Source organism: Neobacillus cucumis (assembly GCF_002860255.1).
Lineage (GTDB): Bacteria > Bacillota > Bacilli > Bacillales > Cytobacillaceae > Neobacillus > Neobacillus cucumis_A.
This window is the reverse complement of record NZ_PGVE01000037.1, coordinates 97,801-110,800: the sequence shown is the minus strand read 5'-3', so window position 1 is coordinate 110,800 and position 13,000 is coordinate 97,801. Positions and strand designations below refer to the sequence as shown.

The following is a 13,000-nucleotide window of genomic DNA, read 5'->3' as shown; positions in this document are numbered from 1 at the left end:
CTCACGCGCCTTTCTCTATACTTTGGAATGTTTTTTCCAAGCTTGCAGTAAATTCATTAATTTCTTCTTTTGATACTGTTAATGGCGGTAAAATACGAACAACATTAGGTCCTGCAGTTAAAATTAACAACTGATTAGTAATTGCTTTTTGCACGATGTCTAATGCATTGATATCTACTACTAAACCTTTTAGCAGCCCTTTACCGCGAATTTCTTTTATAAAAGTGTACTTCTCCTTTAGAACCTGAAGCTGCTGATCTAGATAATCAACCTTTCCCTTGACCTGTTCTAATAAGTTACTTTCAATAATATGAGATACTGTTGCAAGTCCGGCTGCTGTTGCCAATGGATTACCGCCAAAGGTACTGCCGTGACTACCCGGTTCAAACCCTTTTGCTGCCTCTTCTTTTGCTATGATGGCACCAATTGGAAAACCGGATCCTAAACCTTTTGCAATACTAATGACATCTGGTTCAATGGAATATTGTTCATAAGCAAATAATGTACCCGTTCTTCCGATGCCTGTTTGGATTTCATCCACCATTAGAAGAATCTGATTTTCTTTACAAATTTGTGCAAGTTTTGTTACCCATTCCGGATTTGCCGGTATAACCCCGCCTTCCCCTTGAATGAGTTCCAGTAAAACCGCTGCAGGTTTAAGGGTGGTAAGCTGTTCAAGTGCTGTCTCATCATTAAATGGAAGGTAGCTAAATCCAGGCATTAGCGGTGCAAAACCGTGCTGAATTTTTTCTTGGCCTGTTGCAGTTAATGTAGCTAAGGTTCTCCCATGAAATGATTGTTGAAAGGTAACAACTAGAGAAGAACTGCTTCCTTTTACTTTATTCGCGTATCTTCTTGCAAGTTTAATAGCAGCTTCGTTCGCTTCGGCACCGCTATTGCAAAAGAAGACCTGATCGCCACAGCTATTTGCTGTTAATACCGCTGCAAGCTGCTGTTGATTAGGAATGTTATATAGATTCGAACAATGCCACAAGTTTTGTAATTGTTCCTCCAGCTTTTCCTTTACTGGGTCTGGAACATGCCCTAAATTACAAGTTGCTATGCCAGAAGTGAAATCTAAGAACTGGTTTCCTTGATCATCCCACACGTAACTTCCTTTTCCCTTTACTAATGTGACAGGGAAACGGCTATATGTGGCCATTACTGGTGTGGTCAGGGAAACGGAAGTATCGTTAACCATTACGCTATCTCCTCTTCTAAGACAATTTTTGTACCGACGCATTTGCCGTTTGAATAATCCAATAGACTATTTTTTTCAAATCCATTAATGATTCCAACTTCAGGGATGTTATGAACAAGACCGTCAATTGCAGCTTGAACCTTTGGAATCATCCCGCCATATATAGTTTCGTCTTCTATCATTTGTTCAATAATGGCCTTTGAGACCTTATCGAGCTTTGTTTTTACTCCGTCATGATCAACTAAGATACCTGGAATATCACTGATGAAACAAAGGTTTGCTTCTAATGATTTGGCAATCGCTGAGGCCGCAATATCACCATTTATGTTGTAACGCTGCCCACTTGCATCGATTCCAACAGGAGAGATTACTGGAATAAAGCCTTGGTTGACAATACCTTCGATGATGCTGTGATTCACTTCAACGACTTCTCCTACAAATCCTAGTGTCTTTGCATTAGGTGTTGGCGCAGCCTTTAGCAAGCCTCCATCCACACCGCTAATCCCTAGAGCATTTCCGCCTACTTCTACAAGGTTTCTAACTACCTGTTTATTAACCGACCCGCTTAATACCATTTCAACAACATCTAACACTTGATGGTCCGTTACTCTTAGTCCGTTCACGAATTTGGTTTCAACGTTTAAACTTTTTAATAAGGAAGTAATTAATGGGCCTCCGCCATGAACGATAATTGGAGTCCACTCACTGGATTTATGCATTTTGACAATATCTTCATAAAAGGATCTTGGCAGATTTTCTAACACACTTCCGCCACACTTAATGACTAAATATTTCATTTTAAGTCCTCCCTTAAGTGCGGTAGGATGCATTAATTTTTACATAGTCATAAGTAAGGTCGCATCCCCAGGCTGTTGCACTGTATTCACCTTGATTTAAGTCAACATATATAACAACATTCTCTTGTTCTAAGTAGCTTTTTACTTCTTCTTCAACAATCTGGCATGGTAAGCCCTTTTCAAACACTTTATAATGGCCAATGGATACCTCTAATAAATTCGGGACAATTGGAACCCCACTGTATCCTGCGGCTGTGACAATTCGTCCCCAGTTAGGATCGGTTCCATAAATGGCTGTTTTTACGAGATTAGAGGAAATAATTGATTTACCAACAGTTTTAGCTGCATCTGTGCTGAAGGCCCCAGTTACTTGAACTTCTACAAGCTTGGTTGCCCCTTCCCCGTCTCTTGCAATCTTTTTGGCAAGTTCCTTACAGACAATTCCTAATCCCTCTACAAAGCTGCTCCAGTCAGGATGTTCCTTTGTTAGCTGTTCATTGCCTGCTAATCCGTTCGCCATAACTAATACCATGTCATTAGTACTTGTGTCTCCATCCACCGTTATCATGTTAAATGTTTGATTTGTAATATCCTTTAACGCAAATAACAGGTCTTCTTGGGCTATATTCGCATCCGTTGTCACAAAGCCAAGCATTGTCGCCATATTCGGATGGATCATCCCTGAACCTTTTGCAGCACCGCCGATTGAAATTGTTTTTCCACCTATTGTTAATTGAACGCCAATTTGTTTGATACATGTATCGGTTGTTAGAATCGCTTGTTTAAAATTCTCCTCGTGTTCATATTCAGATTCAAGAATTTGGCTTATTCCATTATTAATTGAATCCATTGGTAGTAATTCACCAATGACACCAGTTGAGGTAACTGCAACCAGATGAGGCTCTATGCCTAACTGGTCTGCGAAATTCTTTTGCATTTGGCTTGCATCAAGTAACCCCTGCTCACCTGTACAAGCATTGGCGTTACCGGAGTTGACAAGTATCGCTTGAATTTTATTTTCTTTTGCTATACTTTCTTGTGTTACGATTAGTGGCGCCGCTTGAAAAATATTAGTTGTATAAACTCCTGCTACTGCTGCTGGAACTTCCGATACGATATATCCTAAATCAAGGCGTTTCTTTTTAATTCCGCAATGCATACCGCCCGCTTTATACCCTTTTGGTAAGGTTACACTTTCATTTCCAAGTACAACGATCTTGTTGGTTGATGTGGCCTGTGTCAATTTTCTTTTCCCCCTTAAGTTTCCCCTTGGCATTTAACCGGGCATTTTAACTAGTAAATTATTAATCTTTTCATTATGGATACATTGGTAAATCAGTAAGCCCAGTTTGTTCATCCCAGCCATTCATGAGGTTGGCATTCTGAATCGCTTGACCTGCAGCTCCTTTTACTAAATTGTCGATAACGGAAATGACAGTTAACCGATTGGTCCGTTCATCCACATGCAAACCAATATCACAAAAGTTTGATCCCATAACTTCTTTTGTTGAAGGTATATTCCCTTCAGGGCGTACTCTTATAAAATGAGATTCTTGATAAAATTGTTTATATAAATCAATAACTTTTTTTGTTGGAATTTTTTCTTTCAGATGCACATACATCGTGCACATGATTCCCCTTGTCAAGGGAACAAGATGTGTTGTAAAGGTAATCGTTATTGGATTACCACCCTCATCTGAGAGAACTTGTTCTATTTCTGGTATATGTTGATGTTTTCCTAGTTTATAAGCTTTAACATTTTCATTAATCTCCGAGTAATGAGAAGTTAATGACAAACCTCTTCCGGCCCCAGATACCCCAGATTTCGCATCAATAATAATAAAATTTTCATCAGCTAATTTAGATTTTATGATTGGTAAAAGACCAAGAGTAGTTGCTGTCGGATAGCAGCCGGGATTAGCAATAAAGCTTGCCTCCCTAATTTCCTCTTTATAGATTTCACTTAAACCGTACACTGCCTGTTTTAAGTACTTCTCTTCTGGTGATGAATGTTTATACCAATTTTCGTACTCTTCAGCTGACCTTAGCCGGAAATCTCCGGAAAGGTCAATACACTTTATCCCGTTTTCAAGCAGCTGTGGTGCAAGTTTACTGCTTACACCTGAGGGGGTAGCAAGAAAAACAATTTCATTATCTTCACTTAATCTATTAGCATCAAATGTTTCAAGTGGTTGAACAACAATATCTGAAAGATGTGGATACACATCACTAAAATTAACCCCTGCTTGGGAGTTGGATACAACTGAACCAATCTCCAAATATGGGTGCTTATTGATTAACCTGATTAACTCGATTGATCCATAACCTGTTCCACCGATAATAGCAGCTTTCATTTCTTCAACTCCCAAGTCACTTTCATAATGAATTATTATACATACAACTATATAAATATTCAATACTTAAATGACCTAATTTTTGATTTTTACTGAAAATTTATGCGTTTCTTTTTGTAAACGCTTACATTTTCCTATGTAAGATTATACATTTTATATGCAAATAAAAGAAAATCCTATGATCCTATAAAAGAAAAAGTTCCTGATTATCCAGGAACTTCAAATGAAATAATATTGTTATAGACTAGTATGGAGCAGATTCAATACGTTTCGCAGTTCCTTAACCGCTACCTGCCCTGGTGCTGAAGCCTTTTTGGCCGCTCCAAAAGTTAAGGCTGAGCCAAAGATTTCTCCAGCTAAGCGGCTTATAACACCCTTCCCGGACATAGACATAGTAATGATTGGTCTATCAGCATATTGTTCGTTCATAGTAGCAGTGGCATCCAGCAATGTAAGTACATCAGACGTACTTTTAGGCATGACCGCTATTTTAGGAAGGTCCCCGTCCAATTCCTGTGCCTTACGTAAACGCGAAATTATTTCTTCTTTTGAAGGAGTTCCATGGAAATCATGATTAGAGATGATGACAAAAACTTTTTGAGCATGTGCTGCATCTATTAATGCTTTAACTTCATTTTCTTCATTAAATAGCTCAACATCTACAATATCCACCAGACCTGTTTTTACAATATTTTTATTTAACCCAAAATAAAAGGCATCGCTAACCTCTTTTTCCCCGCCCTCTTTAGCACTGCGGAATGTAAACACAAGTGGAATTCCTGAAAGAATCTCACGTATCTGGATTAAGGCCTCTTTTACCTTTTCTATTTCCTCCACATTTTCAAAAAAATCAACACGCCACTCTACTACATCCAAATCCAACGTTTTTAAATAGTTAGCTTCCTCGATTAGTTGTTCTAAGGTTAGCCCTACCATGGGAACACAAATTTTCGGAGCACCTTCTCCAATGGTAGTACCTCTGACTTCAATTATTTTTTTCATGTTTTCCCCAATCCTTTTTCTTCATTTAAAATATGAGTTCCTTGAGGTTACATTGTTACTTAACACCATATAATTCCCAGGCCAGCTTTAATGATTCGACAATATACTCTGCTATTTCTTCTGCATCCTGGTTATCGGTTGATACTTTAGAATGATGAACCGCATAAATCTCCTGACGCTTATAAAACAGTTCTTCGATTTCATCTAACGACTTACCTTGTAATACGGGCCGGCTGTCAATAATTAAACTAATTCGATCCTTCCAATTCTCCCAAGATAAGTCTAGAAAAATAACAAGGCAATTTTCTAAACATACTTGTTTGATTTCTTCCTGTAAAAATGCCCCTCCACCAAGAGAGATAACCTTCATCTTCTGCGAACATAAATTTGTAATTACACTTTTTTCCTTTTCACGAAAGGCCTTTTCTCCAATTTGATTAAATATTTGTGAAGTTGGCATGCCGTACTCTTTTTCTATTTCAGCATCAATATCAATGAAATCGCGATACAACTTTTTAGCGACCGCTTTTCCAATCGTTGTTTTTCCAACACCCATAAACCCTATAAAAACAATACTCATCTCTTTTAAAAAAGAAGAATCCCGATATACCATTTTTAATTCCCCCCTTAAAAAATGTATCTATAATTTTTTTTCAGAAATATATGACATTATCTTGTCATAATTATAATGTTTCACCCTATAGAAAAACAATGTTTATGTGAGAATTTGAGCGTAAACCAGCTACTCTAAAAGAAAAAGACCCCTTTGGAGTCTTATATTTAAAGCTTCTATTTATCTCTAATTTTTCATCTTTGGATCAAGTACATCCCGGAGACCATCCCCCATTAAATTAAACCCTAACACCGTCAGCATAATCGCTATTCCTGGAAAAAAGAGTGTCCAGGGAGCCTGGGTAATATAATTTTTTGAATCTGCCAGCATTTTCCCCCACTCCGGTGTCGGCGCCTGAGCTCCCATTCCAAGAAAGCCTAAGGCTGCTGCCTCAATTATAGAAGTGGCAATCGCTAAAGTTGCTTGAACAATAACCGGGGAAATACTATTAGGTAAAATATGCCGGATGAGGATTCGTGTATCCTTCATTCCCACTGCTCTTGCCGCCATAATATATTCTTCCTGTTTTACACTCAAGACTTTTGAACGGACAAGACGTCCAAAATTGGGAATATTAATCACTGCAATGGCTATTAAAGCATTCTGTAATGATGGACCAAGAATGGCAACAACTGCAATAGCTAATAAAATGCTGGGGAATGCAAGCATGATATCAAAAATGCGCGAGATAATTGTATCTATCCAACGGCCATAATACCCTGCTACGATTCCTAACATTGTTCCAAAAACAACCGATCCTAAAACGGAGAAAAAACCGACCCACAAGGATATTCTTGCTCCATAAACAATACGTGAGAAGATGTCCCGGCCAAAATCATCTGTGCCGAACCAATGATCATTTGAAGGAGGGAGCATTCTGTCTGCTAACACTTGCTCTTTAAAACTATATGGAGCAATGACAGGTGCCAAGATGGCTAAAATGATAAAAAAAATCACTATTCCCAAGCCAGCTAATGCTAATCGGTTTTTATAAAATGAAAGCCATGCTTCCTTCCAAGGTGGTATCTGCTGCTCTTCAACCATTACTGCAGTTATATTTACCTCTTTTTTTGCAAGTTCCGCCACTCAAAAACTCCCTCCTTTATTTTGTATATTTAATCCTTGGATCAACAAAGACGTATAATAAATCCACTATAAGATTAATAAGTACAAAGATGGCTGCAATGATTAAAATACCTGATTGAATCACTGGATAATCGCGATAACCAATCGCATCGTATAAATATCTTCCGATTCCCGGCCAGCCAAAAATTGTTTCAGTTAAGATTGCTCCGCCCAAAAGAAGGCCTGTTTGAAGCCCAATAATTGTTAGTACAGGAATAATGGCATTTTTTAATGAGTGCTTATAAACCACCCAAAACATACTTAATCCTTTTGCCCTTGCTGTACGGATGTAATCAGATTTCATCACTTCTAGCATAGTTGCACGAGTCATTCGTGCTATGATCGCCATTGGAATTGTTGCAAGAGCCAAGCTTGGCAGAATCAAATGTTTGAGGACCACAATAAACTGATCAAATCTTCCTTGTAATAACGTATCTATTAAATATAGATTTGTGATCGCCGAGACAGGATCTCTAACATCCTCTCTTCCTGTCGTTGGAAGCCAGCCTAAATGAATGGAGAATACCCACTGTTCCATTAGACCAAGCCAAAAAATAGGCAGTGATACCCCAATTAGGGCAAGGACCATCGCTGCATAGTCAAACCATGATCTCGAAAACCAGGCACTGATAATTCCGGCATTTACTCCAATGACCACGGCAATAAACATGGCAACAATCGTTAATTCAGCGGTTGCTGCCAGATAAGACCAAATTTCTTCATTAATTGGACCTCTCGTCCTCAGTGAGGTCCCTAGGTCTCCATGAAGTAATGCTTTAATATAATCTACATATTGTATGTACCATGGTCTGTCCAATCCTAATTCCTTTGTCAGGGTAGCAACCGATTCAGCCGTTGCTCTTTGTCCAAGAATCACCTGAGCTGGGTTCCCAGGAATAGCATGAATAATCGCAAAAACAACTAGAGTCATTCCAATTAAAACGGGGATTAAAGAGAATACACGACGGACAGTGTAAGTAAACACATTCTTCACCTCTTTTGTCAGAAAAGTGCAAGCGCCTTGGTCAGGAGCTGGAGCTGGACAATTCTCATAGTCAGATTTAATTTTCCTCTTGTTAAAAAGGGAGGGAAAATCCCTCCCCTTTGTATACCAATTATTTAAATTCTACTTTTGTTAATGCTTCTGAGCCTGTTGGATGTGGCAAGTAATTAACCACGTCTTTCCCTGCAGCTAATAATGGTGTGGAATGTACCAGTGGAACCCAAGGTGCATCATCATGGATAATGACCTGAGCTTGCTCGTAAAGAGCATTACGCTTAGCTTGGTCTGTTTCTGTCTGCGCCTTAATTAAAATATCATGTAATTGGTCATTGCTATAATAAGAATAGTTATTGCTTCCAATACTGTCTTTATCAAGCAAAGTGTATAAGAAGTTATCAGCGTCGCCATTATCACCTGTCCACCCAAGCATGAACATATCAAATTCACCTTTAGTTGCTTTATCTAAATAAGTTGCCCAATCCACAGATTGTATTTTGGCTTTAACACCAATTTTACTTAAGCTTTCTTGAATAACTTCTGCAACCTTCTGTGCTTCAGGCATATATGGACGCGCTACAGGCATAGCCCACAAGTCAGTTTCAAATCCTTTTTCGTAACCTGCTTCTTTTAGTAATTGTTTTGCTTTCTCTAAATCATATGGATATGGCTCGATTGACTTATTATAGCCTTCAATGGAAGGAGGCATTGGATTGGCAGCCTCTAAAGCCTTTCCTCCATAAAAAGCGTTGATAATAGCTTTTTTATCAATGGCGTAATTCATAGCCTGACGAACTAGTTTATTATCAAATGGTTTATGTGTGGTAGTTAATCCAATATACCCTACGTTCATAGATGGACGTTCAATTACTTGAAGCTTGTCATTAGCTTTTACTGTTGCCTCATCTGAATTGTTTAAACCATCCATTATGTCAATTTCTCCATTAGCAAGGGCGTTAAGACGGGCTGTATTTTCAGGAATGACACGGAAAATAACTTTGTTTAACTTAGGGTAGCCTTTTTGCCAGTAGTCCGGGTTTTTCTCAAGAGTGATTGTATCGTTTTGCTTCCATTCAACGAATTTAAATGGACCTGTTCCTACTGGATGTTCTCTAAATTTATCACCGTATTTTTTAACAGCCTCAGGACTCGCAATTCCAAACGGAGACATCGCCAAGTTCTTAAGGAATGGTGCTTGCGGTCTTGTCAAAACAAATTGTACTGTGTAATCATCGATGGCTTTCACTTCCTTAATAACGTGGCCTTTTTCCCCTTTAAAACCACCAAACATGGTATAGTAAGGAAAGCTGTCTGCGTTTCCATTCATCCAGCGGTCAAAGTTAAAAACAACCGCTTTTGCATTAAAATCCGTACCATCGTGGAATTTAACTCCTTGCCGAAGTTTAAATTTGTAAGTTAATCCATCAGGAGTAACTTCCCATGATTCAGCTAGTCCCGGATGAATAGTGGTATCTTGGTCACCATATTGAATTAATGTTTCAAAAATGTTTTCGGTTACTTTAAATGTTTCACCTTCGGTGGAGGTGATTGGATCGAGTGATGTTGAATCTCCACCACGGCCATAGACAAGTGTATCCTTTTTAGATACGTTTCCTGAAGTTGAATCTTTCTTTCCTCCTGTTGCTTCATTTGTTTTGCTGTTACAGCCAGCCAATAACATACTAAAGGCTAGTAGTGATATAAACAGCAGTTTAAAAGACCATTTTTTCTTCATAAACGTTTGTTACCCCCTATAACTTTATTTATTATCATAAATGAGACAAATCACTTGTTATATAAGTGACATGCAACAAAATGACCGTTTATATCTTGTTCTGCTGGTCTAGTTGTTTTACAAATATCCATCACATGTGAGCAGCGGGTGTGGAAAGCACAGCCTGCTGGAGGATTTGCCGGACTCGGAATCTCACCCTCAATTAAAATGGTCTTCTTTTCGATATCAGGGTCTGGGATAGGCACAGCCGAAAGCAGTGCTTTTGTGTAGGGGTGATATGAATTTTCATATAATTCCTCACTATCTGCTAACTCTATTAATCTTCCTAAATACATCACACCAACACGGTCACTTATATGTCGTACTACACCTAAATCATGTGCGATAAATATGTAGGTTAGTTGAAACTCTTTCTGTATATCCTTCATTAGGTTAAGAACTTGTGCCTGGATGGAAACGTCTAATGCTGACACAGGTTCATCAGCAATAATCAGCTTAGGTTTTGTCATCAACGCTTTGGCAATCCCAATTCGTTGACGCTGACCGCCGCTGAACTGGTGAGGATATCGCTTTGCATGATAGCTGCTTAAGCCAACCACCTCAAGCATTTCCCTTACTTGTTTTTTTCTCTCTTCTTTTGTTCCAATTCCATGGACAATGAGTGGTTCTTCTAGTATTTGCTCAATCGAATGTCTAGGATTTAGGGATGCATAGGGGTCTTGAAATACCATTTGAATATCACGCCGGATTTTCCTTAATTCAGCTTTTGACATACTAGTAATCTCTTTATCTTCAAAAACAACCTTACCTTCACTTGCTTCAATTAGACGCATTAGCAGACGGCCAGTCGTTGATTTTCCACAGCCGCTCTCTCCAACAATGCCCAATGTCTCTCCTTTTTTAACATAAAAAGAAACATCATCTACTGCTTTTACTTCACCTTGTTTCCTTCCAAAAAGTCCGCCAGTTATCGGAAAGTACTTTTTCAACCCATTTACCTCAAGAAGTAACTTCGACATGCTTGTCACTCCCCTCCTTCAATGTATATAGGAAACATCGAACTTCATGTTGGTCTTTTTCCAAATTAAATAATTTTGGTTCTTCTTCATGACACTTGCCAAAAGCATCTCGGCATCGTGGAGCGAATCGGCATCCATTTTGAATAGTTCCGGGGGCTGGAACTGTTCCTGGGATGCTATAAAGACGTTCTTTTTTTTCTCTTAGTTCAGGGACCGATTTTAATAGACCCTTTGTATAAGGATGCTGTGGATTTTTAAGGATTGTTCTGACATCACCATGTTCCACAATTTGACCAGAATACATGACAATTACCCGGTCACATATTTCTGCTACCACACCTAAATCATGGGTAATAAGAATAATGGATGTATTTGTTTTTTTATTTAAATCCTTCATTAAAGCAAGAATTTGCGCTTGAATGGTTACGTCAAGAGCTGTAGTAGGCTCATCGGCAATCAGCACTTTCGGATTGCACGCCATAGCCATCGCAATCATGATTCGTTGTCTCATCCCACCCGATAGTTGATGTGGATACTCTTTGAGGATTCCTTCTGCTCTCGGAATCCCTACCAGCCTTAATAACTCCATCCCCCGAACAAATGCCTCTCTTTTTGAAAGGCCTGTATGTAATCTTATAGCTTCAATGACCTGATTACCTATTGTGAATAAAGGATTCAAGGATGTCATTGGTTCCTGAAAGATCATTGAAATCTGATTCCCACGAACTTTGCGCCACTCTTTTTCGGAGATGTTTATTAAATCTTTACCTTCAAAAATAATTTGACCGTTCTCGACTTTTCCAGGCGGTGAAGGAATTAACCCCATAGTTGCTAAGGATGTTACACTCTTGCCGCTCCCCGATTCACCTACAATCCCAAGAATTTCCCCTTCTTTTAATTCAAAACTAATCCCATCAACAGCAGGTACGAGCTTTTTCCCAGATTGAAACGATACTTTTAAGTTCTTTATCTGTAAAATATTACTCACATTTACACCTACCTAATATCCTATTATTTATTTATTCGTCTTCTGAAATATCATAATATAACAAATTTTAAAATTATTATGACATATTTCAAATGAAGATTATTATCGAAATTTGTCAATAAGATAAAAAATATTAAAAAAATCGCCTTATACCACATTGTATTAAAGCGTTACTGCAACGTAGTATAAAGCGCTTAAGATTTCCCTTTTTCTCTTATTTTTATTTTAATATTATTTTCTTATCCCTGTGTAAACATAAATGGCGTCTCTTAAAAATTCTGCTGTACCAGGCTGTTCTTTATCATAGTATGCAGTAAATCTCTCATCATCTACATACATTTGAGCAAGATGAGCATGTGCCTCCTTACTGTATTCTGTCCAATAAAAGCATAACCACTGTTTATGCAGCTCTGCCGCTTTTTGAGCTAACTCCCCTGCAGGATTGCCTGTTTTAAACGCTTCTACTAAAGTTAAAGTGATCCGTTCCGCTAATGAAGTGACTTCCTCATGCTGCTCCTGCGTCATATTCATTACCTTCTGATTTGATTTCTCCACTTTATCATTTCCATATTTTTGGCGGATTTCTGTCCCATACTTTTTTTCGTTTTCCTCTATCATTTTTTTCTTAAACCCTTCGAACTTTTCTTTATTAGTCATCTTCAATCTCCCTTCCGTTGACGCAATGGTTTTATCGACATTGGCTATTAATAGCTCTAGTTGTCTCTTTTTCTCAAGGAGTTTCTCACGATGTTCTCTAAGTGCAGCGGCACCATCAAAGGACGGATTGGTGACAATTTCTTTAATTTTATCTAAGCTTACATCTAATTCCCTGTAAAATAGTATTTGCTGCAGCCGATTGACTTCCGCCTGGCCATAAATTCGATATCCCGACGAATTGATTCTTGCCGGCTTTAGAATCCCGATTTCGTCATAATATCTAAGTGTTCTAGTACTGATCCCGGCCAGACTAGCCAATTTTTGCACTGTATACTCCATTCGCTCACCTCCTCTTAACCTAACGATACACCTTTACGCAACGTCAAAGTCAATCACAAAGACGCTAATTTCTTTCAATCTTTTTAACCATTTATAGATGGAGGTTATAAAATGCCCTTTGGTTTCAAATAATAAACTTATTAATGTACAGCTTCTATTAATATATAAGA

The 13,000-nt window shown here is 38.4% G+C and carries 12 protein-coding genes; all 12 read right to left on the bottom strand.

Annotated features, from left to right (window positions below; genetic code table 11):
- Nucleotide 1 precedes the first annotated feature (1 nt).
- Entirely contained in the window at nt 2-1,201 is a 1,200-nt protein-coding gene (locus tag CVD27_RS09055; protein WP_101647574.1) for an acetylornithine transaminase, read from the bottom strand.
- Nucleotides 1,201-1,998, bottom strand: a complete 798-nt coding sequence (gene argB, locus CVD27_RS09050) for an acetylglutamate kinase (protein WP_101647573.1) — start codon at nt 1,996-1,998, stop codon at nt 1,201-1,203. The genes CVD27_RS09055 and argB overlap by 1 nt, the downstream gene beginning before the upstream one ends.
- Nucleotides 1,999-2,011: 13 nt before the next feature.
- Entirely contained in the window at nt 2,012-3,274 is a 1,263-nt protein-coding gene (argJ, locus tag CVD27_RS09045; protein WP_101647572.1) for a bifunctional glutamate N-acetyltransferase/amino-acid acetyltransferase ArgJ, read from the bottom strand.
- Between the two features lie 40 nt (nt 3,275-3,314).
- Nucleotides 3,315-4,352, bottom strand: coding sequence for an N-acetyl-gamma-glutamyl-phosphate reductase (gene argC / locus CVD27_RS09040; RefSeq protein WP_101647571.1), 1,038 nt, complete (start codon nt 4,350-4,352; stop codon nt 3,315-3,317).
- Nucleotides 4,353-4,589: 237 nt separating this feature from the next.
- Nucleotides 4,590-5,354: a type I 3-dehydroquinate dehydratase gene (gene aroD / locus CVD27_RS09035; RefSeq protein ID WP_101647570.1), complete on the bottom strand. Its 765-nt coding sequence runs from the start codon at nt 5,352-5,354 to the stop codon at nt 4,590-4,592.
- Between the two features lie 55 nt (nt 5,355-5,409).
- The gene (locus CVD27_RS09030) at nt 5,410-5,967 is read right to left on the bottom strand and encodes a shikimate kinase (protein WP_101647569.1); all 558 of its coding nucleotides are present in this window, start codon (nt 5,965-5,967) and stop codon (nt 5,410-5,412) included.
- A 186-nt stretch (nt 5,968-6,153) separates the two neighbouring features.
- On the bottom strand, nt 6,154-7,053 hold the full coding sequence (gene nikC / locus CVD27_RS09025) for a nickel transporter permease (RefSeq protein WP_374703057.1): 900 nt from the start codon (nt 7,051-7,053) through the stop codon (nt 6,154-6,156).
- A gap of 16 nt (nt 7,054-7,069) precedes the next feature.
- Nucleotides 7,070-8,077: an ABC transporter permease gene (locus tag CVD27_RS09020; RefSeq protein ID WP_101647568.1), complete on the bottom strand. Its 1,008-nt coding sequence runs from the start codon at nt 8,075-8,077 to the stop codon at nt 7,070-7,072.
- Between the two features lie 130 nt (nt 8,078-8,207).
- Nucleotides 8,208-9,827: an ABC transporter substrate-binding protein gene (locus CVD27_RS09015; protein ID WP_101647567.1), complete on the bottom strand. Its 1,620-nt coding sequence runs from the start codon at nt 9,825-9,827 to the stop codon at nt 8,208-8,210.
- A 50-nt stretch (nt 9,828-9,877) separates the two neighbouring features.
- Complete coding sequence (locus tag CVD27_RS09010) at nt 9,878-10,846, bottom strand: ABC transporter ATP-binding protein (protein ID WP_101647566.1); 969 nt, start codon at nt 10,844-10,846, stop codon at nt 9,878-9,880.
- Nucleotides 10,827-11,834 (bottom strand): ABC transporter ATP-binding protein, encoded by a 1,008-nt coding sequence (locus CVD27_RS09005; protein ID WP_101647565.1) that lies wholly within the window; start codon nt 11,832-11,834, stop codon nt 10,827-10,829. Before CVD27_RS09005 ends, CVD27_RS09010 begins: the two co-directional genes overlap by 20 nt.
- Nucleotides 11,835-12,065: 231 nt before the next feature.
- Nucleotides 12,066-12,830 carry a MerR family transcriptional regulator gene (locus CVD27_RS09000; RefSeq protein ID WP_101647564.1) on the bottom strand — a complete coding sequence of 255 codons (765 nt, stop codon included), beginning with the start codon at nt 12,828-12,830 and terminating at the stop codon, nt 12,066-12,068.
- Nucleotides 12,831-13,000: the final 170 nt, after the last annotated feature.